Source organism: Streptomyces sp. NPDC049040 (assembly GCF_043197715.1).
GTDB lineage: Bacteria > Actinomycetota > Actinomycetes > Streptomycetales > Streptomycetaceae > Actinacidiphila.
On the sequence record NZ_JBICTO010000008.1, the window covers coordinates 1 to 25,177 of the forward strand.

Below are 25,177 nucleotides of genomic sequence, written 5' to 3' on the forward strand. Positions count from 1 at the left end.
GCGGCCGCCCCGCTCCCGGCCTGCGGCCGCCCCGCTCCCGGCCTGCGGCCGCCCCGCTCCCGGCCTGCGGCCGCCCCGCTCCCGGCCTGCGGCCGCCCCGCTCCCGGCCTGCGGCCGTCCTGCGGCCCCCGGCTCGTCCGGGTTTGCGGTGCGGGGCTCATCCCGGGTCGCGGTCCGTGGGCCGCCCTGGGGCGTGGTTTGCGGGCCGGCTCGGGTCGCGGTCCGCGGGCGGGCTCGGGTCGCGGTCCGTGGGCGGGCCGGGGGTGTGGTTTGCGGGCGGGCTCGGGTCGCGGTCCGTGGGCGGGCCGGGGGTGTGGTTTGCGGGCGGGCTCGGGTTGTGGTCCGTGGGCGGGCCGGGGGTGTGGTCGCCGATTCCGTTCGGGTCGGGCTTCCCGCGCATGTCCGCGGCCCGGTCCGCGGTCACGCAGGGGTCGGGCGGTTCCGGGAGCCGGCTGCGGCGGACCTCGCGGATCATGCGGCCCGCGAGGGCGATCAGCGCGAGCGCCATGGCGACCAGGCAGATCGTCGCGGCGATCGACCCCAGCACGATCAGCACGAACATCCCCGCCAGGTGCTTCAGGCCCGCCCCGATGTCCATACCCGCATGGTGCTCACCTGCCGCCCGCCGCAGGCGGCCCGTTCGCAAACCGCGACCTACGGGTGGCCGATCCGCAACAGGACGCGGTGTCCGCGGTGTCCGCGAGGACAGGCGCACCGGGGGACGGGTACGGTCGGCGGAGGTGAAGTCGTGGCGAGGTGAGGGGGTTTGGGCGGTGGGGGTCGAGAGTGACCGGCTGGTGTTCGACTATCTGAGCCGGGTCGGGGATCTGGCGCAGACCGCGATGCCCGCCGCCGAGCGGATGCAGCTGGTCGCGCAGCTGCGCAACGACATCGACCGGGAGCGGCGCGGAGCCGATTCCGAGGTCGCGGTGCGGCGCATCCTGGGGCGGATGGGCAGCCCGGACGAGGTGGTGGAGGCCGCCGCCGGCAGCTCCGGTTCCGGGCGCCGTACGGCACCGCCGCCCGCGGAGGAGCCGCCGGCGGGGTCCTACGGCCCGTACGCCAAGAGGCCGGGCCCGCAGGTGCCGAGGACGGCAGGCGACTCCCGGGTGCCGAGGCCCGGCCGGGACGGCGACGGCGCCGAGCGCGAGTGGTGGCAGGGGGACGGTCACGGCGGCCGCCCGCGGCCCGGGGACGAGCTGGCCGGACTTCCGGGGATGACCGGCGGGGTCTTCATCCCCTTCGACGACGAGGAGTTGGGCGCGGACGACCTGCCCCCTGGCAAGGGTGGGGGCGCGGCGGCCGAGGACGAGGCGGCGGCCGAGGGCGAGGCCGCGGAACCCGCCGCGGCTCCGAGGCGCCGCCGCCTGCTGCGGCGCGCACCGCGCACGGAGGGCCGCCGCAACTGGGGCAGCCCGGTGCTGCTGCTCGCCGCGGCACTGCTGGTCGTGGGCGCCGCGATCGGCTCGCTGATCCCGCTCGGCCTCGGCTGGCTGACCGCCTACCTGTCGCGGCGGCTCAGCAGGCCGCAGGCCAAGTTCGCGGTGCTGTTCATCCCCGGCGCCTTCGCGGCCGGGCTGCTGGTATGGGTCTGGGGCCGTGACGTCGGCAAGTGGGGTGACCCCATCGCCCAGGGCCAGATGGGGCAGGCGTTCCAGGACGCCTACCCGCCGGCCATCCGGCTGGCCGCCGTCGGCACCGCGCTGTATCTGCTGTGGCGGAACCGGCGGTCGGCGTGAGCCGCCGGGCGCCGGGCGCCGCCGATCGCTGACCCTCGGCCCAGGCCCAGGCCCAGGTCCGGCGGGCGGCGGCCGATCGCTGACCCCAGGCCCAGGTCCGGACCCAGGCCCGGGTCGAGGCCAAGGGCCCGGTGTTCGGGCCCGGCGGCCGACTCCCGGCGTGGCGGGGTCACTTCGCGGTGAGGTCCTGCTCCAGCTGGTCGAGGACCTTGCCGGCGGCGGTGTAGCCGATGCCCTGGTACCAGAGCTGGTCGTCCACCCGGTGCGCATGGCCCGCGCCGACCGCGGTGAGCTGCTTCCACAGCGAACTCCCGGTCACCTGCGTCTCCTTGGCGGCCTTCGGGTCGCCGTAGGTGGCGTAGAAGAGCGCGTCGCCGTCGGCCTTGTCGATCTGCTCGGGGCTGACGTCGACGTTGAGCTTGTCGACGTCCTGCACGGAAGGCCGGCCCAGGCCCACGTCCTTGAGGACGGTGCCGATGTAACTGGCGTTGCCGTAGAGCCGGATGTCGGCGCCCTCCACGAAGCGCACCATGCTCACCTTCAGCGCGGCCGCCTTCTCGGCGCCGCCGAGCGCGGCGGTCACCTTCGCGACGTGGTCCTGATAGGCGGCCACCGCCCGCGCGGCCTGCTCGGTGCGGCCCAACGCGGCGGCGTGCAGCTGGAAGTCGGCCTTCCAGGGTGCGCCGGTGGTCTCGGTGAGCACGGTCGGCGCGATCTTGGACAGGGCGTCGTAGTGGGCGCCGTCCCGCACTTTGCTGCTGAGGATCAGGTCCGGATCGAGCGCGGCGACCGCCTCCAGGTCGGGACTGGCGATCCCGCCGACGTTCTTGATCCCGGCCACCTCGTCCTGCGGCAGGTAGTCGAGGAAACCGGAGCTGGTGCCCGCGCTGGTGGCGCCGACCGGCTTGACGCCGAGGGTGATCGCCGAGTCGAGCTCCGCGGTGTCCAGGACGACGACCCGCCGCGGATGGTCGGGCACCGTCACCGGGCCCATGGCCGTGTCCACGCTGTGCGTACCGCCCCGAGCCCCGGACTTCGCGGGCGTGCCGGACGACGAGGACGACGATGAGCCGCACGCGGTCGCGGCGAGCGCCGTGCACAGCAACGCGGCGGCGACGGCGGGAAGTGCGGGGACGCGGGTCGAACGGGCGCTGCTGGTACGGGACATGGCGGTTCTCCGTTCAGGGATGCGGAGTTGCGGCGGTCTCGTGCGGGGTTTCGCCGGACGGCTGCCAGGGCGCGCCCGGTACCACCAGGGGGCTGCCGGTCACCGGGTCGGGCACCACGACCGACGCCAGGCCGAACACCTCACGGACCAGGTCCGCGGTGACGACCTCGCCCGGCGGGCCCTCGGCCACGATCCGGCCCGCCTTCATGGCGATCAGGTGGTCGGCGTAGCGGGCGGCCTGGTTGAGGTCGTGCAGCACGGCGACGACGGTCCGCCCGCGCTCGCGGTTCAAACGGCGCACCAGGTCCAGCACCTCGACCTGGTGGGCGATGTCGAGGAACGTCGTCGGCTCGTCGAGCAGCAGCAGGTCGGTGTCCTGGGCCAGCGCCATCGCGATCCAGGCCCGCTGCCGCTGGCCGCCGGACAGCTCGTCGACCAGCCGGCCGGCCAGGTCGCTGGTCGCCGTACGCTCCATGGCCTCGGCGACCAGCCGCTCGTCGGACTCCGACCACTGCTGCCACCACTTCTGGTGCGGCTGGCGGCCCCGCGAGACCAGGTCGGCGACCGTGATGCCCTCGGGCGGCACCGGCGACTGCGGCAGCAGGCCGAGGGTGCGGGCGATCTGCCGGGTGGGGACCCGGGAGAGCTCGGCGCCGTCCAGCAGCACCGAGCCGTGCTGCGGCTTGAGCAGCCGGCCCAGGGCGCGCAGCAGGGTGGACTTGCCGCAGGCGTTGGGGCCGACGATGACCGTGACGCGGCCGTCGGGGATCTCCAGGTCGAGCCCGTCGACCACGACCCGGTCCTCGTAGGCGAGGGTGAGCTCGCGGGCGGCGAGGCGATTCCCCTTACCCTTCCCCGGTGGCGGGGCGGTCGCGGCCGCACCGGGGGCGGCGGGCTTGCGCGCGGGCGCGGGCTGCTCGGCCGCCTTCGCCGGTGCGGGTGCGGGTGCGGGTGCGGGCTCTGGGGTCGTCATGACGGCTCTCCGGAACGGCTGCGGCTGCGGACGATCAGCCACATCAGGTAGGGCGCGCCGACGGCGGCGGTCATCACGCCGACCGGCAGCTCGGTCGGCGAGAACAGCTTGCGGGCCAGCAGGTCGGCGAAGACCACGACCAGCGCGCCGGTCAGCGCGGAGGCCAGCAGCGGGATCTGCGCGGTCCTGGTCAGCCGGCGGGCGATCTGCGGGGCCAGCAGCGCCACGAAGTCCACCGGCCCTGCCGCCCCGGTGGCGACCGAGGCCAGCACGACGCCGAGCGCGACCAGGCCGAACCTGATCCGCCCGAGCCTGACGCCCAGCGCCGTGGCGGTGTCGTCGTCGAAGGACACCGTGCGCTGCGCCCGCGCCGCCCACAGCGCGCACGGCACCGCGAGCAGCAGGACGACCTCCAGCGGGCGCGCCTCCGCGTAGCCGCGGCCGTTGAGCGAACCGGTCAGCCAGACCTTCGCCTGCTGGGCGACCAGGTAGTCGCCCTTGGTGAGGAAGAGCTGCGTCACCGACGACAGCGCCACCGAGAAGCCGATCCCGATGAGCACGAAGCGGGCCGCGTGCAGCCCGCGCCGCCACGCGAAGACGTAGACCAGGCCGGCGGCGGTCAGGCCGCCGACGATCGAGAGGTAGGGCAGCGCGGTGTAGGAGGTCACCCCGTACGTCATCGCGGCCACCGTCAGCGCCCCCGCGCCATGGGTCACGCCGATCACGTCCGGGCTGGCCAGCGGATTGCGGGCGACGGTCTGGATCAGCGCGCCGGACATGCCGAAGGCCACACCGACCAGCAGTCCGAGCACGAGCCGCGGCTCACGCAGCTCGCCGACCACCAGCTCGTCCGGGCTCGGCCGCCCGAAGACCACCTTCACCACCTCGCCGGGCGCCACGAAGGACTCCCCGACGCAGAGATACGCCACGCAGACCGCCGCCAGCAGCGCGGCCAGCACGCAGGTGACGGTGAGCGAGCGCCGGTGCACCAGGAAGGACCCGCGGCCGCCGGGGCGTACGACGGTGTAGCCCGCGGGCCGTACCCGCTCCCGCGTCGTGGCGGGTGTGCGTACCCCGGTCATGCCGCCACCACCGACCTGCGCCGGACCAGCGCCACCAGGAAGGGCACACCGATCAGCGCGGTCATCACCGCGACCGGCACCTCAGAGGGGGGGAAGACGATGCGGCCGACGACGTCGGAGACCAGGATCATCACCGGCCCGAGCAGCGCGGCCATCGGCAGCACCCAGCGGTGGGCGGTGCCGACCAGGGCGCGGGCCAGGTGCGGGACGGCCAGGCCGACGAAGGCGATCGGGCCCGCGGCTGCCACCGCGGCGCCGGTCAGCACGGTCGCGCCGAGCGCACCGGTCAGCCGCAGCACCGCCACGTTCTGCCCGAGGCCCTTGGCGACGTCCTCGCCGAGCGCGAGCGCGTCGAGGCCGCGGGCCATCGCCAGCACCAGCAGCAGGCCCACCAGCAGGAAGGGCCAGATCATCCCGATGATGTGGGTGTCGCGGCCGGACAGCGAACCGACCTGCCAGAAGCGGTAGGTGTCCAGCGTCTGCGCGTCGGTGGTCAGCACCCCGGACACGATCGAGGTCAGGAAGGCGTTCATGGCCGCCCCCGCCAGCGCGAGCTTGACCGGTGAGGCGCCGCCCCTGCCGCGGGCCGCGACCGCGTAGACCGCGACGGCGGCGGCCCCGGCGCCCGCGAAGGCGAACCAGACGTAGCCGCTGAGCGTGCCCACCCCGGCGTACGCGATGGCGCACACCACGCCGAGGGAGGCGCCCTGGCTCACGCCGAGGATGCCGGGCTCCGCGATGGGATTGCGGGTGACGCCCTGCATCACCACACCGGCCACGGCCAGGGCGGCGCCGACCATGACGCCGATCACCGTGCGCGGCACCCGCAGGCTGCGGACGACCTCGGCGTTCTTGCTGCTGCCGCCGTGCAGCAGCGCGTCGAACACCTGGGACGGCGGGATCTCGCGGCTGCCGACCGCCAGGCTGAGCAGCACCGCGAGCAGCAGTGCCACCGTCGCCGCGGCGATCCAGCCGGTGCGGCGGCGCAGGAGCATGTCGGTCGGTCCTCCGGGAGGCGGCGACCGTCTGGCGCCGGGCAGGGCTTAGCTTAGGCTGCGCTAACTATACGGGGTGTCGACGGGACCAATGGGGAGAGGTTGACCGTACAGGTGACAATGGGTGGCGTGACCAACGACTTCTCCTCCGTTCCGCCGGCCCTCACGGTGGGCTTCGACCTCGACATGACCCTGATCGACTCCCGGCCCGGGATCAAGGCCGTGTACGACCGGCTCGCGGCGGAGACCGGCGTCTTCATCGACTCCGACCTGGCCGTCACCCGGCTCGGCCCGCCGCTCGACGAAGAGTTGCTGAACTGGTACCCCCGGGAGCTGATCCCGGAGATGGCGGAGCGCTACCGCACGCTCTACCCGGACCACGCCATCATTCCGACGCCCGCGATGCCCGGCGCCCCCGAGGCGGTGGCGGCCGTCCGCGCGGCAGGCGGCCGCCCGGTCGTCGTCACCGCGAAATACGGCCCCAACGCCGAACTGCACCTCGCCCACGTCGGCATCGAGGCGGAGCTGCGCGGCTGGCTCTGGGCTGAGGCCAAGGCCGAGGCGCTGATCGAGTGGGGTGCGACCGTCTACGTCGGCGATCACACCGGGGATGTGCGGGGCGCGCGCAAGGCGGGCGCCCTTTCCGTGGCGGTGGCCACCGGGCCGTGCAGCGCGGCGGAGCTGCGGGCGGCGGGGGCCGATGTCGTACTTGCCGACCTCAGTGAATTTCCCGGCTGGCTCGCCACCCACACCTCGGCACTCGCCTGACCTCGGATTTCACGCCTGTGGGTGACCCTCGGGCCGCCGCTGCGCCAGTGCCGAGCGCAGCAGGCCGAGCAGCGCGAGCGCCAGCCCGACACCCATCAGCATCGACACGAAATACGCCGGAGTCGGCAGCCGGTGGGTGCCGAGCAGCAGCGGCGCCACCGTGGCCAGCGTGCCGACCGCCCCGACGATGAAGACGATCGCGCCGATCCTGACGAGCAGGTCACCGGCGCCCATGGTTTGTTTGCTCACCGGACAAGGGTAGGTCCGTGCTGTGCGGCGCGAGGGAACGGGACCTCGCCGTCTTGTCACACAGCACCTGGCCATTAGCCTTGGTGTCGGCGGGTCTCCGATGGACCCGCTGCTGTCTTATTCAGAGCGGTTTCGAGCAATGAGGACGAGGTCGGACGTGCCTACCGGCAAGGTCAAGTGGTTCAACAGTGAGAAGGGCTTCGGCTTTCTCTCCCGCGACGACGGCGGCGACGTCTTCGTGCACTCCTCTGTGCTGCCTGACGGGGTCGCCGCGCTCAAGCCCGGCCAGCGTGTGGAATTCGGTGTCGTCGCGGGCCAGCGCGGTGACCAGGCGCTTTCCGTGACACTGCTGGACCCCGCCCCCTCGGTCGCCGCAGCCCAGCGCCGCAAGCCCGACGAGCTGCTGCCCATCGTCCAGGACCTCACCACACTGCTCGAAGACGTCGCCAGGTCGCTCCAGCGAGGCCGGTATCCCGACAAGGCGCACGGGCACAAGATCGCTTCCGTGCTGCGCGTCGTCGCCGACCAGCTCGACGTTTAATCCACCGGCGGCTCTTTACCGGACCATGGGCTTCCGGTAAAGGGCCGCCCGGCTTTTGCCGGGCGGCCCGAATGCCGGGGCAATATTTCAGAAAGCGAGCGCGTCAGCGCCGAGCGCGGGCACCAGGCCTTCGGCCGCGGCCCGGGTGAGCAGCCCGCGTACGGCGGCGTATCCGTCGGTGCCGAGATCCGCCGTGAATTCGTTCACGTACAGGCCGATGTGCTGGTCGGCGACCGCCGGATCCATCTCCTGGGAATGCGCGAGCACGTAGTCACGGGAGGCCGTCGGGTCGTCCCACGCCATGCGCACCGAGGTGCGGGCCGCGTCCGCGAGGGCGTGCAGCCGCTCCTTGCCCAGCGAGCGGCGGGCGATGATGGCGCCGAGCGGGATGGGCAGGCCCGTCGTGGCTTCCCAGTGCTCGCCCATGTCCGCGAGCTTGTGCAGGCCGTAGTTCCGGTAGGTGAAGCGCGCCTCGTGGATCACCAGGCCCGCGTCCACCCGGCCGTCCCGCACCGCGGGCATGATCTCGTGGAAGGGCATCACCACGATCTCGCCGACGCCGCCCTCGACCTCGGACGCCGCCCACAGCCGGAAGAGCAGATAGGCCGTCGAGCGCTCGCTCGGCACCGCCACCGTCCGCCCGGCCAGGTCCAAGCCCGGCTCCCGGGTCAGCACCAGCGGCCCGCAGCCGCGCCCCAGCGCCCCGCCGCAGGGCAGCAGGGCCCAGTCGTCGAGCACCCACGGCAGCACCGCGTAGGACACCTTGAGCACGTCGAACTCGCCGCGCTCTGCCATCCCGTTGGTGATGTCGATGTCGGCGAACGTCACGTCCAGCGGCGGCGCGTCCGGCACCAGGCCGTGCGCCCAGGCGTGGAAGACGAAGGTGTCGTTGGGGCAGGGGGAGTACGCGATCCGCAGCGCGTCCGCACCGCCGCCGCTGCTCGTACCGCCGGTGCCGCCGGTGCTCTCATGTGCCGTCATGTGCTGCCTCAACCTCCAATACGGCCGGGAGCTTCCCGAACGCCGCCGTCAGTGCCGCGAGTGCCTCCCCGATCCGCCAGGCCGCGCGGTCCCGGGGGCCGACCGCGTTGGAGATCGCGCGGATCTCCAGCACCGGCAGGGCGACCAGCGCCGCCGCCTCCGCGACCCCGAAGCCCTCCATCGACTCCGCCACCGCGCCGGGGTGCCGGTCGGCGAGTTCGGTGGCGCGGGACGCGGTGCCGGTGACCGTGCCGACGGTCAGCACCGGGCCGTACGCGGCGGCGAGCCCGTCGGCCACCGCGCGGCTCAACCGGGCCGGCGGGCGGTGCTCGGAGCGGCCGAAGCCCAGTTCCGCCACGGAGGCGAAGCCCTCCGCGGTCTGCGCCCCCAGATCCGCGGCCACGATCGACTCGGCCACCGCGAGCGAGCCGACCGGCGCCGCGGGCGCGAAACCGCCGCCGATCCCCGCCGACACCACCAGGTCGGGCCGTACGTGATCCACCGCGAGGGCGTTCATCAGCGCGTACATCGCACCCGCGGCCGCAGCCGCGGGCCCCGCACCCACCGTGACCACCTCGAACCCGCCCGCGACCCGCCCCGCCGCCGACAGGCCCGCCATGACGGCGTCCCGCTCGGCGTCCACCGCGGTGAGCACCAGGACACGCCTGCGGCGGGCCCGCACGGCGCTACTGACCCCTGATCAGGTTGAACTGGATGACGCGGAAGGAGGCCTGGCCGGTGGTGTCGGCCGACTCCACGATGTTCAGCGTCACCTGCTTGGCGGTGGTGGTCCCGCCGGTCTGCTGGTCCTGCGCGTTGAACAGCGTCTCGCTGTCCACCGTCCAGTACGTCTTGTCCTTGAGCGGCTCCGGCGTCACCAGCGTGGTGCCCTGGGCGATGAGCCAGCCCTTCTTCGCGATCGACGGGTCCACGCCGATCCGCACCGTGTCGCCGACCGGCACCGTGATGTGGTGCTTCGGGGTGGTCTGGAGACAGGCCAGGAAGAACTCCTGCGACAGCTTCTTGCCGCCGTCGTAGCACTTGTCCGCGGCCTCCGACTGCACGGTCTTGCTGCCCACGGTCACCGTCGCCATGGCGGTCGGCTTGTCGCAGGCGGTCAGGGCGACGAGCCCGAGAGAAAGGGCACCGATGGTGGCGGCAGCGCGGCGAATGCTCATGGCAGGAGGCTACCGGGCGGTTGCCCCCAGTCCGCGCGGGGGTGCGCGTGTCCCCAGGTGGGGGCCCGCACCGGCGGGCGGCGGCAGACCCGTACGGATGACGGGCCCCAGGGCGCCGGGCCCCGGCTACGCCACCCGGGCGCGGGCCGTACTGCCGCGGCGCGCGGCACCGACCAGGCCGCGTACCGAGGTCAGGAACGCCACCAGGACGAGACCCGCCGCGCACGCCATGCCCAGCGGCCCGTTCAGCGGCAGGATTATGCCCAGCCCGCCGCCCACCACCCAGGAGAGCTGGAGCGCGGTCTCGGAGCGGGCGAAGGCAGAGGTCCGCACCAGCTCCGGCACATCGCGCTGGATCAGCGCGTCGAGCGACAGCTTCGACAGCGCCTGCGAGATACCGGCCACCGCGGTCAGCGCGGCGACGGTGACCAGGCTGTACCAGCCGGCCGCTATCGTCGCCGTGCTCAGCGCGCAGACCAGGGCCGTGGCGATGATCACCTCAGGGCCGCGCGCCTTGAGCCACGCGCCCAGCGCCGTGCCGAACGCATTCCCGACACCCGCGGCCACGGCGACCACGCCCAGCGACACCGCGGGCGTGAGACCGCCGAGGGGGTGCTCGCGCATCATGAAGGCCAGGAACATCGTCAGGAAGCCCGACAGCGCCCGCAGCCCGCTGTTGCCCTGGAGGGCGTGCAGGACCGAGGACCCCACGCCCAGCAGCCCCGGCTTGCGGCCCGGGATGCCGGACGGCTCCGGCGGCGCCTCCTCGTCCGCCGACAGCCGCACCTTCTGCTCGCCGCGGGCCGAGTCGACCTTGCCCGGCAGCGACATCGACAGCAGGGCGCCGCCGATGAAGACCACGAAAGCGCCGTAGAGCGGCCACTGCGGCCCGATCACGTTCAGCCCGGCGGCCACCGGCGCCGCCACCGCGGTGGCCAGCAGGCCCGACAAGGTGACCCTGGAGTTGGCCTTCACCAGCGTCGTACGCCCCGGCAAGAGCCGTGGCACCACCGCGCTGCGCACCACGCCGTAGGCCTTCGACGCCACCAGGACGCCGAGCGCCGCCGGATACAGGCCGAGGCCCGCGGTCGAGATCACCCCGGCCATCGTCCAGGCAAGCACCGCCCTGGCGATCATCGCCGTCGCCATCGCGGCCCTGCGGCCGTGCTGAAACCGGTCGAGCAGCGGGCCGACCACCGGGGCGAGCAGCGCGAAGGGCGCCATCGTCACCAGCAGGTAGAGCGCCACCCGGCCGCGGGCCTCGCCGCTCGGCACCGAGAAGAAGACGGTGCTGGCGAGCGCGACGGTGATCATCATGTCGCCCGCGGAATTGACCGCGTGCAGCTCGATCAGCTTGGACAGACCCGACTCGCCCGCGCCTCCGGCATGTGTCGTACGCCGGATACGCCGACCCAGCGCACCGGCGGGGGCGCCCACGCCTCGTGCGAGGGCGCGTCCCACACTGCGCACAGGCCCTCGCCCTGCGGTCACGGTTCGTGCCATGACGCAATCCTGCCCCAATCGGAAGAGAGCTCACCCCCTCCTTTGCGGGCGTGGTGCGCACAGGTACCGTGCGATCACGCAGAATGGGTGGCAACAGGTGCGCCCGAGGACGCTCGGGCAGGACCGGATGAGGCAGGGAACGTAGGCGTCGAAGCGGTCCTCAGGTCCGCTCCGCCTCAACTCTCCGCGTCGGGTCCTTCCGCCCGCGAGCGCACACGTGAGACGGCGTAGAGAGAGAAACGATTTCTGTGAGTGCAGCGATGCGAAGCCGTACCCCTGACCGCCTGTGCGCCGAGGCCGTCGATGTGGCCAGGACGGTCACGCTGGAGGCGGCGGGGCCGCAGTCGGTGGGGGAGCACCTGGGCGTAGCCGCGGAGGGTGACCGGGTCGTCACCCATTTCTTCGCCTGCACCGAGCCCGCCTACCGGGGTTGGCGCTGGGCCACCACGCTGACCAGGGCGTCGCGTGCCAAGAACGTGACGATCGACGAAACGGTGCTGCTGCCCGGATCCGACGCCGTCCTCGCCCCCGAGTGGGTGCCGTGGAGCGAGCGGCTGCGCCCGGGCGACATGGGCCCCGGCGACCTGCTGCCGACCGAGGCGGACGACCTGCGCCTCGAACCGGGCTGGACAGGTGACGACGAGCCGCCGGCCGGGGAGCCCGGCGCGGACGTCGAGGACGGCGCGGACATGGTGGTGCCGTCGGTGGCGACCATCGGCTCGATCGCCGGGCAGCTCGGCATGGGCAGGCCCCGGGTGCTGTCCCGCTACGGCCTGCACGCCGCCGCGGACCGCTGGGACGAGCAGTTCGGCCCGAAGACGCCGATGGCGCAGGCAGCACCCGCCAACTGCGTCAGCTGCGGCTTCCTGGTGCCGATCGCCGGCTCGCTCAGCCAGGCCTTCGGCCTCTGCGCCAACGAGTTCTCGCCGGCCGACGGCCGCCTGGTCTCGCTCGGCTACGGCTGCGGCGGCCACTCGGAGGCCGCCGTCATGCCGCGGCCGCCGCAGCCCGCGCCGATGGTCCTCGACGAGCTCCACGACACCGACCCGCTCTCGCTGCACCCGGGCCAGGCGGCGGACGGGACCGACGGGGCCGCGGCGGCGGACGGCGGCGATCCGAGCGGCGACGGCGGCGCGGGCAGCGGCGATACCGGCACCCCAGGGGAAGCGGGCCAGGACCGCTCCTGACGGCCCCCGGGGGCCTCCCTGGCCCCTCCCTGGCCCTTCGCGGCCCCCGGCGGCAGCGTCGTCCCGGGGGAGCCGTCCGCGGCCAGGGCCGCGGGATGAAGGGCACGCCGAATGGCGGTACGGTCACCGTGCACAGCCCCGCCAGGGGCGCATCCGGCGAGCGAAGGACCGTACGTGACCCGCGCAGGCGTAATCCGGCCGCTCCCGGAAGGCCACCCCGACCCCTTCCGCACCGCGGACCTGCGCCAGGCGGTCCTCACCGCCTGGTCCGCGTCGGCGGCCCGTTTCCGGGAGGACGCCAACGCCGAGGAGGACCTCGCGCTCGGCGGCCACCGCGACCGGCTGATCATCGAGCTGGCCCAGAACGCCGCCGACGCCGCCACCCGTGCCGGCGTCGCCGGCCGCCTCCGGCTGACCTACCACGAGGCCACCCCCGAGGCCCCCGCGCTGCTCGCCGCCGCGAACACCGGCGCACCGCTCGACGCCGTCGCCGTCGAGTCGCTTTCCACGCTGCGCGCGTCCGCGAAGCGCGACGAGGGCCCCGCCGCCATCGGCCGCTTCGGCGTCGGCTTCGCCGCCGTCCTCGCGGTCAGCGACGAACCCGCGGTGGTCGGCCGCAGCGGCGGTGTGCGCTGGTCGCTGACCGAGGCGCGCGGACTTGCCGCCGAAGTCCCCGGCCTGGACGACGAGTTGCGGCGCAGGGACGGCCATGTCCCGCTGCTGCGGCTGCCGCTGCCCGCCGAGGGCAGCGCGCCCGACACCTACGACACCGTCGTCGTCCTGCCGCTGCGGGACGGCGCCGCCGAGGACCTGGCAGGCCGGCTGCTGGCCGCCGTGGACGACGCCCTGCTGCTGGCCATGCCCGGCCTGACCGAGGTCGTCGTCGACACCCCTGCGGGGGTGCGGACCCTGACCCGCCGCCAGGCCGAGGACGGCGACGTCCTGGTCGAGGACTCCGACGCCCCCGCCGCCACCCGCTGGCGGGTCGTCACCGACGGCGGGGCGCTGACCGCCGACCTGCTCGCCGACCGCCCGGTCGAGGAACGCCTGCGCCCGGCCTGGGCGGTGACCTGGGCCGTGCCCGTCGCCGACGACGGGGCCCCCGCCGCGCCCCGCACCGCCGCCGTCGTGCACGCCCCGACGCCGACCGACGAACCGCTCGGGCTGCCCGCCCTGCTGCTGGCCTCGCTCCCGCTCGACCCGACCCGCAGGCACGCCGCCCCCGGGCCGCTCACCGACTTCCTGATCGAGCGCGCCGCCGACGCGTACGTGCGGCTGCTCGCCGCCTGGCGCCCCTCGGGCGCCGGCGTGGTCGACCTGGTGCCCGGGCCGCTCGGCACCGGCGTGCTCGACGCCGAACTGCGCCGCCGCATCCTGGCCCTGCTGCCCCGCACCCCCTTCCTGCCACGCGCGGGCGAGGTCCCCGCCGGCACCCCCGTGACCTCCGCCGACGCCGACGGCTGGGACGGCGGCGGCCCGCTCGCCGGTGAGGGCCACGCGCTGCGGCCCGTCGAAGCCGAGGTCGTCGAGGGCGCCACCGCCGAGGCGGTACGCGTGCTGGCCGAGGTGCTGCCGACCCTCGTACCGTCCGCCCTCGAACGGCGCCCCGCCCTGCGCCAGTTGGGCGTCGCCCGGCTCTCGCTTGCCGACGCCGTCGACCGGTTGTCCGGCGCCGAGCGCCCCGCCGAATGGTGGTGGCGGCTCTACGACGCCCTCGCCGGCACCGACGCCGACGTCCTCAGCGGGCTGCCCGTGCCGCTCGCCGACGGCCGTACGGTGATCGGGCCGCGGCAGGTGCTGCTGCCGGTGCCGGGCGAGGACCAGGACACCGTGGACCCGGCCCTGCTGGCCAGGCTCGGGCTGCGCGTCGCACACCCCGACGCCGCCCACCCGCTGCTGGAGAAGCTGGGCGCCGCCCCCGCCACCCCACGGGCGGTCCTGACCACCCCGCAGGTGCGGGCCGCGGTCGCCGCCTCGCTCGACGACGAGACCGCCTGGGACCAGGAAGAGACCGGCCTGGACGCCGACGAGCTCGCCGACACCGTCCTCTCGCTGGCCCGCGCCGCCGGTCTCGCCCCCGGTGACGAACCCTGGCTCGCGGCGCTCGCGCTGCCCGACGAGGACGGCGAACTGGCACCCGCCGGTGAACTCCTGCTGCCCGGAAGCCCGTTGGAAGCCGTCCTGCGGGCCGGCGAACTCGGCACCCTCGACGCCGACCTCGCCGAGCGCTGGGGCGAGCAGCCGCTCACCGCGGTCGGGGTGCTCGCCACCTTCGCCCTGGTCCGCGCGGCCGACGTCGTCCTGGACCCCGACGACCTCGAACCCCGCGACAGCGACTGGGCAGAGCCCGACGACGTCGGCCTGCTCGACGTCGTGGACGTGTGGTGCGAGGACGTGCTCGACCAGCTGCCGGAGACCGACGTGCCGCCGGTGGCCACCGAGATCATCGGCGTCCGGGACCTCGACCTGGTCGACGACGACGCCTGGCCGCAGGCCCTCGCGCTGCTCTCCCGGCCGCCGCTGCGGGACGCCGTCACCGCCCCGGTCCGCGTGCTGCTCCCCGACGGCACCACCGAATCGGTACGCCCGTACGCCGCCTGGTGGCTGCGCGACCACCCGGTGCTCGACGGCCGCCACCCGGTCGGCCTGCGCGCGGCGGGCGGCGACCGGCTGCTCGCCGGGCTCTATGAGGAGGCCGAGACCGACAACGCCGTCGACGAGCAGGTGCTGCGCGCCCTCGGCGTACGCACCACGGTGGCCGCGCTGCTGGCCGAACCGGGCGGCGCCGCGGAACTGCTCGCCCGGCTCGCCGAGCCGCAGCGGGAGGTCGCCGCGGCCCAGCTGCACCGCCTCTACGCGGCCCTGGCCGAACTCGACCCCGACCAGGTCACCCTCCCCGACGAGCTGCGGGCCGTGCTGGACGGCCGGACCGTCGTGGTGGACGCCGCGGACGCGCTGGTCGCCGACGCCCCCGACCTGCTGCCGCTGTCCGGCGGCCGCGCCCTGCTGCCGGTGCCGCCGCGGCTGGCGGCCGAGCTGGCCGAGCTCTTCCAGGTCCGCCGGCTCAGCGAGTCCGTGGAGGCCGCCGTGATCTCGCAGGGCGAGCCGCACGAGGTGCTGTCCGCCGTCCACGACCTGCTCCCGGGCGCCCCCGCCTCGTATGTCGAGCACGAGGAGCTGCTGCTCACCGGCGGCGTCGAGGTCGACTGGCGCTGGACGGGCGGCACGCTGCACGCCGCCACCGTCGAGGGCGTCGCGGCGGGGCTGGCCTGGGCCGCCGGCCACTGGGAGCGGCGCTTCGAACTCGCCGCCCTGCTGGAGGACCCCTCCCGCACCGAGGAGCTGGCCCGCGACCGCTGGTTCGACTGACGCCCGCTGGTTCGACTGAAGCCCGCCGGGCGCCGTGTCCGCCGCGGCGCCGATCAGTGCCGGAAGGCCGTCGGGCGGCGGCTTCCGCCCGTTCCTGGAGTGCTACGCGCCCTGGGGCGGTGCCTGCCCGTCGCGGGCGGCCGCGGCCCGTGCGATGGCGTCGCGGCGCGCCCGCACGTACATCAGGCCGATCAGGCCGAGGCCGCCGCCGGCCGCGCAGGTCCAGATGAACCAGGTGTGGCCGTGGTCGGAGTACCAGCCGTAGAAGGGCAGCTGCACCACGAAGAGCGCGAACCAGATGATCGTGCCGACCGTGACGGTGGCGACGTCGTTGGCCTCCAGCGGCTCGGGGGCCTCGCGCAGTGGACTCCGCTGCTTGCTCATGCCGCCATCGTATGCGGCGGTTCCGCCGGGGCGGACGTGAGGCCGAATGACCGGGGTCTACGCGCGGAGATGGTGTTTGACCAGTTGGCTATTCATACTGAAACCGGTCAGCGCTGACTGAAAACATTCGTACGATCGCCCAAGAGTGGGCGAAATCGCGCTCCCCCTTGAGGAATCACATGCCCACCTCGGCCCCCGCTCCGGTCGACATGGGGCGGTCGTCAGGCCGCCCGCCCGCCAACCTGCTGGACCGCTATTTCCGCATCTCGGAACGCGGCTCCACGATCCCGCGGGAGATCCGCGGCGGCCTGGCCACCTTCTTCGCGATGGCGTACATCATCGTGCTGAACCCGATCATCCTGGGCTCGGCGGTCGACAAATTCGGCCACCACCTGAATGGTGGCCAGCTGGTCACCGCCACCGTGATCACCGCGGCCTTCACCACGCTGCTCATGGGCGTCATCGGCAATGTGCCCGTCGCGCTCGCCGCCGGGCTCGGCGTCAACACCGTGGTGGCGCTCCAGCTCGCCCCCCGGATGAGCTGGCCGGACGCGATGGGCATGGTGGTGCTCGCCGGCATCGCGATCATGCTCATGGTGGCCACCGGGCTGCGGGAGCGGGTGATGACCGCGGTGCCGCTCGGCCTGCGCAAGGGCATCGCCATCGGCATCGGCCTGTTCATCCTGCTGATCGGCCTGGTCGACTCGGGCTTCGTCACCCGAATCCCGGACGCCGCGCACACCACCGTGCCGGTCCAGCTCGGCGCCGACGGCCACCTCAACGGCTGGCCCGTGCTGATCTTCATCCTCGGCACGCTGCTCACCCTGGGCCTGATCATCCGCAAGGTCGCGGGCGCCATCCTGATCTCCATCGTCAGCATGACCGTGCTGGCGCTGATCGTGAACGCGGTCGCCGACATCCCCGCCGCCAAGTGGGGCCTGACGGTACCCACGTGGCCGGGCAACCCGGTCGCCACCCCCGACTTCGGCCTGATCGGCAAGGTCAGCCTCTTCGGCGGCTTCCACGAGGTCGGAGTCCTGACCGGTGTGCTGTTCGTCTTCACCGTGCTGCTGTCGTGCTTCTTCGACGCGATGGGCACGATCCTCGGCGTCAGCGACGAGGCCGGACTGCTCGATGCCAAGGGCGACCTGCCGGGCATCAACAAGGTGCTGATGATCGACGGTGTCGCCACCGCGGTCGGCGGCGCGACCTCGTCGTCCGCGAACACCTGCTTCGTGGAGTCCACCGCCGGTGTCGGCGAGGGCGCGCGGACCGGGCTCGCCAGCGTCGTCACCGGGCTGATGTTCGTCTTCGCGCTCTTCCTCACGCCGCTGGCCACCATGGTCCCGGCGCAGGCCGCCACCCCCGCGCTGGTCGCGGTCGGCTTCCTGATCCTGGCCGGGTCGATCCGGGAGATCGACTGGAGCGACTTCACCATCGCCATCCCGGCCTTCCTGACGATGGTGATGATGCCGTTCACGTACTCGATCACCAACGGCATCGGCATCGGCTTCATCAGCTTCTGCGTGCTGCGGCTGGTGGCAGGGCGCGGCAAGGAGGTCCCGGTCGCGCTGTACGCGGTCGGCGCCGTCTTCGCCTTCTACTACCTGATGCCGGCGCTCGGACTGCTGTAGGGCGGGACCGGGGCGGTCCGGTCCTGCCGGGGGCCGTAGAAGCGCTCGGTCTCCTCGACCGCCGCCTTGAAACGCTCGTCGAAGTCGTCACGGACCAGTGCCGTGACGACGTAGTCCTGGGCGGTCATCCCGCGTTTGGCGGCACGTTCGCGAATCCTGTCCCACAGGTCTGCGTCCACGCGCAGGCTGAGCACTCTCGATGCCATGTGCCCACGGTCGCGGGCGGGAGCGGCGATGCGTGTCGCTTTCGCATGCCATCTCACCCGTTCGGGTGAGATGTGGGCCCGTGGTGGTTGAACGCGCGTACCGGCCGGGCGGGTGGGCGCGTACCGGTCGGGCGGGTCCACTGGTGCGGTGGAGGCCGGAGTGTTGCGTGCAGAGTGTACTTAGGTTAACTAATGAGCTAGGCTAAACAACGTGACCGAACTGTCCGAGGACGACCGCGCCGCAGTCAACGAGCTGCGGGGCGCCGTGATGCGGCTCTCCCGCCGGCTGCGCCACCAGCGCGTCGACGAGACGCTCAGCCCCACCGAGATGTCGGTGCTGGGCACGCTTGCCCGCTGCGGCTCCGCCACACCGGGGGAGCTGGCCCGCAAGGAGCATGTGCAGCCCCCGTCGATGACCCGCATCGTGGCGATGCTGGAGGCCAAGGGGCTGGTCCGCAGGGAACCGCACCCCGACGACCGCCGCCAGGTCGTGGTGAGCAGCACGGAACAGGCCGCCGCGATGCTCGCCGAGAGCCGCACCAAGCGGAACGCCTGGCTGTCGAAGCTCGCCGAGGGCCTCACGGAGGAGGAACTGGCAGTGATGCGCGAGGCGGCCCCCGTCCTCGAAAAGCTCGCTCACCTGTGACCCGACCCGAAGGACCCGACGAGGGGGAGGCGAGTACCGATTGAGTTCGGCAGCCGGACCAGACACCGCAACCGAACCTGACCGTCCCGCGAACACGAAGACAGGGACATTCAGCTCCCTCAAGATCCGCAACTACCGGCTCTTCGCGACCGGCGCCGTGGTGTCCAACACCGGCACCTGGATGTCGCGGATCGCCCAGGACTGGCTGGTGCTCAGCATCACCGGCTCCTCCTTCGCGGTGGGCATCACCACCGCACTCCAGTTCCTGCCGATGCTGCTCTTCGGCCTCTGGGGCGGCGTGATCGCCGACCGCTACCCCAAGCGGCAGATCCTGCTCTGCACCCAGGCCGCCCTCGGCGCGCTGGGACTCCTGCTGGCCGGACTCACCCTCGGAGGTGTCGTCCAGGTCTGGCACGTCTACACCATCGCCTTCCTGCTCGGCGTGGTCACCGTCGTGGACAACCCCACCAGGCAGACCTTCGTGGTCGAGATGGTCGGCCCCTCGGTGATGCGCAACGCCGTCTCGCTGAACGCCGCCAACTTCCAGGCCGCCCGGCTGGTCGGCCCCGCAGTCGCCGGTGTGCTGATCACCGCCGTGGGCAGCGGATGGGCCTTCCTGATCAACGGCCTGTCCTTCCTCGCCCCGCTGACCGGCCTGCTGCTGATGCGCACCGCGGAGCTGCACAAGATCGAGCGGGCCCCGCGCGGCAAGGGCCAGCTCCGCGAGGGCCTCCACTACGTCGCGGGCAAGCCGGAACTGATCTGGCCGATCGTGATGGTCGGCTTCATCGGCACCTTCGGCTTCAACTTCCCGATCTGGCTGTCCGCCTTCGCCAACAAGGTCTTCGACAGCGGCGCCGGCACCTACGGCCTGCTCAACTCCCTGATGGCCGCCGGCTCCCTGCTCGGCGCGCTGCTCGCCGCCCGGCGCACCCGCACCCGGCTGCGCATGCTGGTGGCCGCCGCAGCGGTCTTCGGCCTGCTGGAGGGCGCGGCGGCCCTGGCGCCCGTCTTCTGGCTGTTCGCCGCCCTGCTGGTGCCGATCGGCATCTTCGGGCTGACCTTCAACACCACCGCGAACGCCACCGTCCAGCTCGCCACCGAGCCCGTCATGCGCGGCCGGGTGATGAGCCTCTACATGATGGTCTTCGTCGGCGGCACCCCCGTCGGCGGACCCGTCATGGGCTGGGTCACCGACACCTACGGCGCCCGGGTCGGCTTCCTGTCCGGCGGCCTGATCTGCGCCGCGGCCGCCGTCTCGGTCGGCCTCGTGCTGGCCAGGGCGGCAGGACTGCGGCCCCGGTTCGACCGCAGGCCGGGCAAGGGCAGGCCGCTGGTCACCTTCGTCCCCCGCAACCCGGCCCCGGCCGGTGACGCCGACGCCGGCACCGCGGCCGCCGACACGCACACCGGCGCGGACACCGGCGCGCACACCGGCGCGTCGGACGACGACGACAACGGGCCCCGGGACGGCGGCAGCGGCCCCGGCGCCGGCTCCGGCAGCGGCGGGACCACCCCGCAGCTGACCCCGGCCGTATGAGGCTGTTCGTGGCGGTGCTCCCGCCGCCCGCCGCGGTCAGCTCGCTGGCCGCGGCGCTCGACCCGCTGCACGCGCTGCCCGGCGCCCGCACCCTGCGCTGGACACCGCCCGCCGGATGGCACTACACCCTCGCCTTCCTCGGCGAGGTGCCCGACGCGGTACGCCAGGACCTCGACGAGCGGCTCGCCCGTGCCGCCCACCGCCACGGGCCCTGTGCGCTGCGTACGGCCGGCGGCGGGCGCTTCGGCGACCGGGCGCTGTGGACCGGCGCGGAGGGCGACCTGCGGCCGCTGGCGGCCCTCGCCGACACCGTGCGGGCCGCGGCCCGCCGGGCGGGCGCCCCCTGTGACGAGCAGCACGGCTTCCGGCCCCACCTGACGCTGGCCCGCACCTCGAAGAACGCGCCCGCCGACCTGCGCCCCTTCGCCGCCGCGCTCACCGACTTCCGCGGCACATGGTGGACCGCCGACACCCTCAGCCTGGTCGCCAGCACGCTGCCGCACTCGGGGGTCCCCGGCGAGCAGCCCGTCTACACCACGGTCGGCACCTGGCCGCTGGGCGGGTCCGCGGCGCCGCCGCCCGATCGCGGAGCACCGCGCGCCGCCGGTTAACCTCGGGGGGTGGACCCCAAGACCCGTACCCGTGTGATGACCGCCGCCTTCGTCCTGATGCTCGTGGTGGTGGCCGTGGGGGGCGGCGGGGGGGGGGCGGGGGGGGGGCGCGCCCCCCGGGGGGGGGGCGGGCGGGGGGCCCCCCCCCCCGCCCCCGGCGGGGGGGGGGCGCGGGGGGGGGCGCTGGGGGGGGGGGGGGGGGGCGGCCCCCGGGGGGGGGGGGGCCCGGGGGGGGCCACGCCTCAGGAGGTCCGGCCGGTCGCGGGCCCCTACCAGGCGAAGGCCTCGGGGGACGGGCCCGTGCCGGGGAAGATCTCGTCGAGGCCCGCCAGGACCTCCTCCGACAGCTCGAGTTCCACCGCCCGCAGAGCCGACTCCAGCTGCTCCGCCGTGCGCGGGCCGACGATCGGCCCGGTCACCCCGGGGCGGGTGAGCAACCAGGCGAGGCCCACGTCGCCCGGCTCCAGCCCGTGCTTGTCGCACAGGTCCTCGTAGGCCTGGATCTGGGCGCGCTGCGCCGGATCGGCCAGCGCCTCCGCCGCCCGGCCGCCGGTCGAGCGGGACGCTCCGCCGTCGCGCTGCTTGCGCAGCACCCCGCCCAGCAGACCGCCGTTCAGCGGCGACCAGGGGATCACGCCGAGGCCGTACGCCTGCGCCGCCGGGATCACCTCCATCTCCGCACGCCGCTCCGCCAGGTTGTAGAGGCACTGCTCGGAGGTCAGCCCGAGCGAACCGCGGCGCCTGGCGGCCTCGTTGGCCTGCGCGATGTGCCAGCCGGCGAAGTTGCTCGACCCGGCGTAGAGGATCTTGCCCTGGGCGACCAGGACGTCGATGGCCTGCCAGATCTCGTCCCAGGGGGTGTCCCGGTCGACGTGGTGGAACTGGTAGATGTCGATGTAGTCGGTGCCGAGCCGCTTGAGGCTCGCGTCCACCGCACGGCGTATGTTCAGCGCCGAGAGCTTGTCGTGGTTGGGCCATGCCTCGCCGTCAGCGGCCATGTTGCCGTAGACCTTGGTGGCCAGCACGGTCTTGTCGCGGCGGCCGTCGCCCTTCGCGAACCAGCTGCCGACGATCTCCTCGGTCCGGCCCTTGTTCTCGCCCCAGCCGTAGACGTTGGCCGTGTCGAAGAAGTTGACGCCGGCGGCGAGCGCCGCGTCCATGATCGCGTGGCTGTCCGCCTCGTCGGTCTGCGGGCCGAAGTTCATGGTGCCGAGCACCAGACGGCTGACCTTGAGACCCGTACGTCCGAGCTGTGTGTACTCCATGGCCTCAGCCAAGCTCTTGGAGTGCGCTCGAATCAAGAGGCCCTCGCCGCGGTGGACGGCGAAACCCCCCGGCGCCCGGCTCACTGCTCCGCGTACGGCTCCCCGACGCCCCAGGCCTGGTACATGGCATCGGCGAACGCAGCGGCCAGCTTGTGCTCCCCGGCCGCGTTGGGATGGGTCCCGTCATACGTGTCGAGCAGGATGTCGTAGCCCTCGGGGCGCGAGGCGAGCAGCAGGGGCGACGCGGGCGTGTCGTGGTCCGCGACCGCCTTGGCCATCAGGGTGTTCAGCTCCGCGCACTGGTCGGCGAAGCCCGGGTCCAGGTCGGCGCGGGTGTTCGGGATCACCGGCAGCAGCACCATGCGCAGCCGCGGCGCCGCCTCACGGGCCCCGGCGATGAAGCGCTCCACGTTCTGCGCGGTCTGCCCCGCGTCGGTGTAGAAGCCGAGGTCGATCAGGCCCAGCGACACCAGCAGCACGTCCGGCCGGTGCTCGCGGACCACATCGCCGATCACCGGCGCCAGGTGCAGCCAGCCCTCGCCCCAGCCGGCCAGATGGCGCCTGGCGTGCTGCGGGAACGACGGGTCGGCGTAGTCGGGCGAGACCGCGGCGTCCGCCGCCCTGTCGTACAGGCCGTCGCGCGGCCCGACCACGGAGAAGCGATCGCCCACCGCGCTCAGGTGCCGCCACATCCGGTAGCGCCAGGTGTAGTCGCCGGCGGCGCCAACGGTCATGGAGTCGCCGACGAAGAGGTAACGCATGCCGGGCATCATCCCCGACCGCCCGCCGACCAGGGACACTGGGGTCCATGCGCGCGTACATACCGACGGCCGCCGCCTGTGCCGCCCTCGCCCTCGCCTGGGCCTGCGCGGCACCCGCCGCCGCGGACGCCGGGCCGTCCACCGCCTTCACGATCACCGACCCCCGCATCACGGAGGCGAGCGGCCTGGCCGCCAGCCGCCTGCACCCCGGGGTGTACTGGACGCACAACGACAGCAGCGACGGCCCCTACGTCTACGCCGTCGACTCCGCCACCGGCAAGACCGTGGCCAGGGTGACGATGCGCGGCGTCCACCCCCGGGACGTGGAAGCGATCTCGATGGGCCCCGACGGCGACCTCTACGTCGGCGACATCGGCGACAACCTCGGCGGCGCCTGGTCCGAGGTGTGGATCTACCGCTTCCACGAGCCCGCGAAGCTGCGCGACCAGACCGTCGACGTCACCCGTTACACCGTCCGCTACGACGCCGGGCCCCGCAACGCCGAGGCGCTGATGGTGCAGCCGAAGACCGGCCGGGTCTACATCGCCAGCAAGAACGAGGACGGCGGCGGCCTCTACCGCGGCCCTGCCCGACTCAGCGCCCACGGCACCAACGTCTTCCGCCGGATCGCCGACGTGCCCTGGGTGACCGACGGGGCCTTCTCGCCCGACGGCAGCCGGCTGGTGCTGCGCGGCTACTTCTGGGCCGCCGAATACCGCTGGGTCGACGGCGCCCCGCAAAAGCTCACCGACCTCGAGGTGCCCATGCAGCCGCAAGGCGAGGGAGTGACCTTCACGACGGACGGCAAGGCACTGATGTACGGCAGCGAGGGCAAGAACAGCGAGGTGTGGCGCGCACCGCTGTCCGCGGCGGAACTGCCCGACAGCGTCCCCACGGGCTCACCCGGCGCCACGAAGGGTGGCGGGGGCGCCGGCGACCGTGCCACGGACCAGGGCGGGACGGACGCGGCCGCCGAGGACTCGCCGAAGTCGTCAGGAGGCAGCGGTGACAAGGCACTGGGCCTCGGGGTGCTGGTCGCCGTCGGCGCGCTGGGGCTCGGCCTGCGCCGGGCGCTGCGCCGCCGCCGGGCCTGAGCCCGGCGGCGGGACGCGAGGTACCGCGATGGCGTCAGCCGGTCAGAGCTGACCGATGACGTAGTCGATGCAGGCGGTCAGTGCCTCGACGTCAGCCGGTTCGACGGCCGGGAACATCGCCACCCGCAGCTGGTTGCGGCCCAGCTTGCGGTAGGGCTCGGTGTCCACGATGCCGTTGGCCCGCAGCACCTTCGCCACGGCCGCGGCGTCGATCCCGTCCTCGAAGTCGATGGTGCCGACGACCTGCGAACGCTGCGCCGGGTCCGTCACGAACGGCGTCGCGTAGGACGCCTTCTCCGCCCAGCCGTACAGCCGCGACGACGAGTCCGCGGTGCGCTCGGTGGCCCAGCTCAGGCCGCCCTGCCCGTTGATCCACTCCAGCTGCTCCTTGAGCAGGAAGAGGGTGGACAGCGCGGGCGTGTTGTACGTCTGGTTCTTCTGCGAGTTGTCGATCGCGGTCGGCAGGTCGAAGAACGCCGGGATGTGCCGTCCGGACGCGGCGATCGTGGCGGCGCGCTCCAGGGCGGCCGGGGAGAACACGGCGACCCACAGGCCGCCGTCGGCCGCGAAGGACTTCTGCGGCGCGAAGTAGTAGACGTCCGTCTCCGCGATGTCGACGGGCAGGCCGCCCGCACCCGAGGTGGCGTCCACCAGGACCAGCGCGCCGGCGTCCGCGCCCGCGACCCGGCGGATCGGTGCGGCGACGCCCGTCGAGGTCTCGTTGTGCGTCAGGCCGTAGACGTCCACGCCCGCTTCCGCGACCGGCTCGGGGTGGGTGCCGGGCTCGGACTTGACGATCGTCGGCTCTTCCAGCCACGGGGCGAGCTGGGCCGCCTTCGCGAACTTCGACGAGAACTCGCCGAAGGACAGGTGCTGGGACTTGGTGCCGATCAGGCCGTGGGTGGCGATGTCCCAGAACGCGGTGGATCCGCCGTTCCCGAGCACCACCTCGTAGCCGTCGGGAAGGGAGAACAGCTGCTTGACGCCGTCGCGCACCTGCCCCACCAGGTTCTTCACCGGCGCCTGCCGGTGGGAGGTGCCGAGCAGGGAGGTCCCGGTGGCGGCCAGCGCGTCGAGCGCCTGCGTCCGCACCTTGGAGGGGCCCGACCCGAATCGACCGTCGGCGGGCTTGATGTCAGCGGGAATCTGGATATCGGCCACGAGCGCAGCGTAGCCCGTTACGGGGCGGTTTCCGCGGGCGTTCCATCCGGTGAGACGGCCGGTCCGCGGTGCTGGTCCGGGCGCTGGAGGCCGCGTTGCCGACCGCGGCGCCGCCTCCGGCACGCGGCGCCTCGACCTGTCG

25 protein-coding genes are annotated in these 25,177 nt (G+C 73.6%); 10 read left to right on the forward strand and 15 right to left on the reverse strand.

Annotation, left to right across the window (positions count from 1 at the left end; all coding sequences use genetic code 11):
• Positions 1–157 precede the first annotated feature (157 nt).
• Positions 158–598, reverse strand: a complete 441-nt coding sequence (locus tag ACGFMP_RS21225; protein WP_393674311.1) for a hypothetical protein — start codon at positions 596–598, stop codon at positions 158–160.
• 175 nt (positions 599–773) lie between these two features.
• Between ACGFMP_RS21225 and ACGFMP_RS21230 the strand changes: the two genes are divergently transcribed.
• On the forward strand, positions 774–1,739 hold the full coding sequence (locus ACGFMP_RS21230) for a hypothetical protein (protein WP_393674312.1): 966 nt from the start codon (positions 774–776) through the stop codon (positions 1,737–1,739).
• 169 nt (positions 1,740–1,908) lie between these two features.
• On the opposite strand, the gene ACGFMP_RS21235 is transcribed toward ACGFMP_RS21230, so the two are convergent.
• From ACGFMP_RS21235 to ACGFMP_RS21250, 4 genes are read right to left on the reverse strand one after another with little or no spacing between them, the layout of a single operon-like run.
• Positions 1,909–2,907, reverse strand: a complete 999-nt coding sequence (locus tag ACGFMP_RS21235; protein ID WP_393674313.1) for an ABC transporter substrate-binding protein — start codon at positions 2,905–2,907, stop codon at positions 1,909–1,911.
• 13 nt (positions 2,908–2,920) lie between these two features.
• On the reverse strand, positions 2,921–3,880 hold the full coding sequence (locus ACGFMP_RS21240) for an ABC transporter ATP-binding protein (protein ID WP_393674315.1): 960 nt from the start codon (positions 3,878–3,880) through the stop codon (positions 2,921–2,923).
• Entirely contained in the window at positions 3,877–4,962 is a 1,086-nt protein-coding gene (locus ACGFMP_RS21245; protein ID WP_393674317.1) for a FecCD family ABC transporter permease, read from the reverse strand. The genes ACGFMP_RS21240 and ACGFMP_RS21245 overlap by 4 nt, the downstream gene beginning before the upstream one ends.
• The gene (locus ACGFMP_RS21250; RefSeq protein ID WP_393674319.1) at positions 4,959–5,957 is read right to left on the reverse strand and encodes a FecCD family ABC transporter permease; all 999 of its coding nucleotides are present in this window, start codon (positions 5,955–5,957) and stop codon (positions 4,959–4,961) included. Before ACGFMP_RS21250 ends, ACGFMP_RS21245 begins: the two co-directional genes overlap by 4 nt.
• 129 nt (positions 5,958–6,086) lie before the next feature.
• On the opposite strand from ACGFMP_RS21250, the gene ACGFMP_RS21255 reads away from it, so the two are divergent.
• Complete coding sequence (locus ACGFMP_RS21255) at positions 6,087–6,725, forward strand: HAD family hydrolase (RefSeq protein ID WP_393674321.1); 639 nt, start codon at positions 6,087–6,089, stop codon at positions 6,723–6,725.
• Positions 6,726–6,734: 9 nt separating this feature from the next.
• Here ACGFMP_RS21255 and ACGFMP_RS21260 read toward each other — a convergent pair whose 3' ends face one another.
• Positions 6,735–6,974: a hypothetical protein gene (locus tag ACGFMP_RS21260; RefSeq protein ID WP_393674322.1), complete on the reverse strand. Its 240-nt coding sequence runs from the start codon at positions 6,972–6,974 to the stop codon at positions 6,735–6,737.
• A 157-nt stretch (positions 6,975–7,131) separates the two neighbouring features.
• Here ACGFMP_RS21260 and ACGFMP_RS21265 point away from each other — a divergent pair, with 157 nt between their 5' ends.
• Positions 7,132–7,515 (forward strand): cold-shock protein, encoded by a 384-nt coding sequence (locus ACGFMP_RS21265; RefSeq protein WP_033173507.1) that lies wholly within the window; start codon positions 7,132–7,134, stop codon positions 7,513–7,515.
• Between the two features lie 87 nt (positions 7,516–7,602).
• Here the strand turns inward: ACGFMP_RS21265 and ACGFMP_RS21270 are convergent, their stop codons facing one another.
• From ACGFMP_RS21270 to ACGFMP_RS21285, 4 genes are all read right to left on the reverse strand, one after another.
• Complete coding sequence (locus ACGFMP_RS21270) at positions 7,603–8,496, reverse strand: 1,4-dihydroxy-6-naphthoate synthase (RefSeq protein ID WP_393674324.1); 894 nt, start codon at positions 8,494–8,496, stop codon at positions 7,603–7,605.
• Positions 8,483–9,178, reverse strand: coding sequence for a futalosine hydrolase (locus tag ACGFMP_RS21275; protein WP_393674326.1), 696 nt, complete (start codon positions 9,176–9,178; stop codon positions 8,483–8,485). Before ACGFMP_RS21275 ends, ACGFMP_RS21270 begins: the two co-directional genes overlap by 14 nt.
• A gap of 4 nt (positions 9,179–9,182) precedes the next feature.
• A complete protein-coding gene (locus ACGFMP_RS21280) occupies positions 9,183–9,674 on the reverse strand; it encodes a hypothetical protein (protein WP_393674328.1) in 492 nt (163 codons plus the stop codon).
• A gap of 126 nt (positions 9,675–9,800) precedes the next feature.
• The gene (locus ACGFMP_RS21285) at positions 9,801–11,177 is read right to left on the reverse strand and encodes an MFS transporter (protein ID WP_393674329.1); all 1,377 of its coding nucleotides are present in this window, start codon (positions 11,175–11,177) and stop codon (positions 9,801–9,803) included.
• 260 nt (positions 11,178–11,437) lie between these two features.
• Between ACGFMP_RS21285 and ACGFMP_RS21290 the strand changes: the two genes are divergently transcribed.
• Positions 11,438–12,364 (forward strand): DUF3027 domain-containing protein, encoded by a 927-nt coding sequence (locus tag ACGFMP_RS21290; protein ID WP_393674330.1) that lies wholly within the window; start codon positions 11,438–11,440, stop codon positions 12,362–12,364.
• 174 nt (positions 12,365–12,538) lie between these two features.
• Positions 12,539–15,733, forward strand: a complete 3,195-nt coding sequence (locus ACGFMP_RS21295) for a sacsin N-terminal ATP-binding-like domain-containing protein (RefSeq protein ID WP_393674332.1) — start codon at positions 12,539–12,541, stop codon at positions 15,731–15,733.
• Positions 15,734–15,835: 102 nt separating this feature from the next.
• On the opposite strand, the gene ACGFMP_RS21300 is transcribed toward ACGFMP_RS21295, so the two are convergent.
• Positions 15,836–16,117 (reverse strand): DUF2530 domain-containing protein, encoded by a 282-nt coding sequence (locus ACGFMP_RS21300; RefSeq protein ID WP_393674334.1) that lies wholly within the window; start codon positions 16,115–16,117, stop codon positions 15,836–15,838.
• Between the two features lie 179 nt (positions 16,118–16,296).
• Here ACGFMP_RS21300 and ACGFMP_RS21305 point away from each other — a divergent pair, with 179 nt between their 5' ends.
• Positions 16,297–17,751 carry an NCS2 family permease gene (locus ACGFMP_RS21305; protein WP_393674335.1) on the forward strand — a complete coding sequence of 485 codons (1,455 nt, stop codon included), beginning with the start codon at positions 16,297–16,299 and terminating at the stop codon, positions 17,749–17,751.
• Here the strand turns inward: ACGFMP_RS21305 and ACGFMP_RS21310 are convergent.
• Positions 17,721–17,957 (reverse strand): ribbon-helix-helix protein, CopG family, encoded by a 237-nt coding sequence (locus tag ACGFMP_RS21310; protein ID WP_393674336.1) that lies wholly within the window; start codon positions 17,955–17,957, stop codon positions 17,721–17,723. The genes ACGFMP_RS21305 and ACGFMP_RS21310 overlap by 31 nt on opposite strands.
• 268 nt (positions 17,958–18,225) lie before the next feature.
• On the opposite strand from ACGFMP_RS21310, the gene ACGFMP_RS21315 reads away from it, so the two are divergent.
• Genes ACGFMP_RS21315 through thpR form a run of 3 tightly spaced genes read left to right on the forward strand, consistent with a single transcriptional unit; the run spans position 18,226 to position 20,754 of the window.
• Entirely contained in the window at positions 18,226–18,603 is a 378-nt protein-coding gene (locus ACGFMP_RS21315) for a MarR family winged helix-turn-helix transcriptional regulator (RefSeq protein ID WP_393674621.1), read from the forward strand.
• Positions 18,604–18,643: 40 nt separating this feature from the next.
• Complete coding sequence (locus ACGFMP_RS21320; protein WP_393674337.1) at positions 18,644–20,143, forward strand: MFS transporter; 1,500 nt, start codon at positions 18,644–18,646, stop codon at positions 20,141–20,143.
• Positions 20,140–20,754: an RNA 2',3'-cyclic phosphodiesterase gene (gene thpR / locus ACGFMP_RS21325; protein ID WP_393674338.1), complete on the forward strand. Its 615-nt coding sequence runs from the start codon at positions 20,140–20,142 to the stop codon at positions 20,752–20,754. Before ACGFMP_RS21320 ends, thpR begins: the two co-directional genes overlap by 4 nt.
• Positions 20,755–21,023: 269 nt before the next feature.
• On the opposite strand, the gene ACGFMP_RS21330 is transcribed toward thpR, so the two are convergent.
• Together ACGFMP_RS21330 and ACGFMP_RS21335 are read right to left on the reverse strand one after the other, a co-directional pair.
• Positions 21,024–22,019, reverse strand: a complete 996-nt coding sequence (locus ACGFMP_RS21330) for an aldo/keto reductase (RefSeq protein WP_393674339.1) — start codon at positions 22,017–22,019, stop codon at positions 21,024–21,026.
• An 80-nt stretch (positions 22,020–22,099) separates the two neighbouring features.
• Positions 22,100–22,780 carry a GDSL-type esterase/lipase family protein gene (locus tag ACGFMP_RS21335; protein WP_393674341.1) on the reverse strand — a complete coding sequence of 227 codons (681 nt, stop codon included), beginning with the start codon at positions 22,778–22,780 and terminating at the stop codon, positions 22,100–22,102.
• 47 nt (positions 22,781–22,827) lie between these two features.
• On the opposite strand from ACGFMP_RS21335, the gene ACGFMP_RS21340 reads away from it, so the two are divergent.
• A complete protein-coding gene (locus ACGFMP_RS21340) occupies positions 22,828–23,874 on the forward strand; it encodes a hypothetical protein (RefSeq protein WP_393674343.1) in 1,047 nt (348 codons plus the stop codon).
• Between the two features lie 42 nt (positions 23,875–23,916).
• Here ACGFMP_RS21340 and serC read toward each other — a convergent pair whose 3' ends face one another.
• Complete coding sequence (serC, locus tag ACGFMP_RS21345) at positions 23,917–25,035, reverse strand: phosphoserine transaminase (protein WP_393674344.1); 1,119 nt, start codon at positions 25,033–25,035, stop codon at positions 23,917–23,919.
• Between the last annotated feature and the right edge of the window lie 142 nt (positions 25,036–25,177).

Excerpts from the sequence above, each read along its gene's own strand:
- ACGFMP_RS21250 (WP_393674319.1), bottom strand. The coding sequence starts at position 5,957 with ATGCTCCTGCGCCGCCGCACCGGCTGGATCGCCGCGGCGACGGTGGCA.
- ACGFMP_RS21335 (WP_393674341.1), bottom strand. The coding sequence starts at position 22,780 with ATGCGTTACCTCTTCGTCGGCGACTCCATGACCGTTGGCGCCGCCGGC.
- ACGFMP_RS21290 (WP_393674330.1), top strand. The coding sequence starts at position 11,438 with ATGCGAAGCCGTACCCCTGACCGCCTGTGCGCCGAGGCCGTCGATGTG.
- ACGFMP_RS21305 (WP_393674335.1), top strand. The coding sequence starts at position 16,297 with ATGCCCACCTCGGCCCCCGCTCCGGTCGACATGGGGCGGTCGTCAGGC.
- ACGFMP_RS21235 (WP_393674313.1), bottom strand. The coding sequence starts at position 2,907 with ATGTCCCGTACCAGCAGCGCCCGTTCGACCCGCGTCCCCGCACTTCCC.
- ACGFMP_RS21270 (WP_393674324.1), bottom strand. The coding sequence starts at position 8,496 with ATGACGGCACATGAGAGCACCGGCGGCACCGGCGGTACGAGCAGCGGC.
- ACGFMP_RS21240 (WP_393674315.1), bottom strand. The coding sequence starts at position 3,880 with ATGACGACCCCAGAGCCCGCACCCGCACCCGCACCCGCACCGGCGAAG.
- ACGFMP_RS21285 (WP_393674329.1), bottom strand. The coding sequence starts at position 11,177 with ATGGCACGAACCGTGACCGCAGGGCGAGGGCCTGTGCGCAGTGTGGGA.
- ACGFMP_RS21225 (WP_393674311.1), bottom strand. The coding sequence starts at position 598 with ATGGACATCGGGGCGGGCCTGAAGCACCTGGCGGGGATGTTCGTGCTG.
- thpR (WP_393674338.1), top strand. The coding sequence starts at position 20,140 with ATGAGGCTGTTCGTGGCGGTGCTCCCGCCGCCCGCCGCGGTCAGCTCG.
- ACGFMP_RS21280 (WP_393674328.1), bottom strand. The coding sequence starts at position 9,674 with ATGAGCATTCGCCGCGCTGCCGCCACCATCGGTGCCCTTTCTCTCGGG.
- ACGFMP_RS21315 (WP_393674621.1), top strand. The coding sequence starts at position 18,226 with ATGCGGCTCTCCCGCCGGCTGCGCCACCAGCGCGTCGACGAGACGCTC.
- ACGFMP_RS21310 (WP_393674336.1), bottom strand. The coding sequence starts at position 17,957 with ATGGCATCGAGAGTGCTCAGCCTGCGCGTGGACGCAGACCTGTGGGAC.
- ACGFMP_RS21300 (WP_393674334.1), bottom strand. The coding sequence starts at position 16,117 with ATGAGCAAGCAGCGGAGTCCACTGCGCGAGGCCCCCGAGCCGCTGGAG.
- ACGFMP_RS21330 (WP_393674339.1), bottom strand. The coding sequence starts at position 22,019 with ATGGAGTACACACAGCTCGGACGTACGGGTCTCAAGGTCAGCCGTCTG.
- ACGFMP_RS21245 (WP_393674317.1), bottom strand. The coding sequence starts at position 4,962 with ATGACCGGGGTACGCACACCCGCCACGACGCGGGAGCGGGTACGGCCC.
- ACGFMP_RS21340 (WP_393674343.1), top strand. The coding sequence starts at position 22,828 with ATGCGCGCGTACATACCGACGGCCGCCGCCTGTGCCGCCCTCGCCCTC.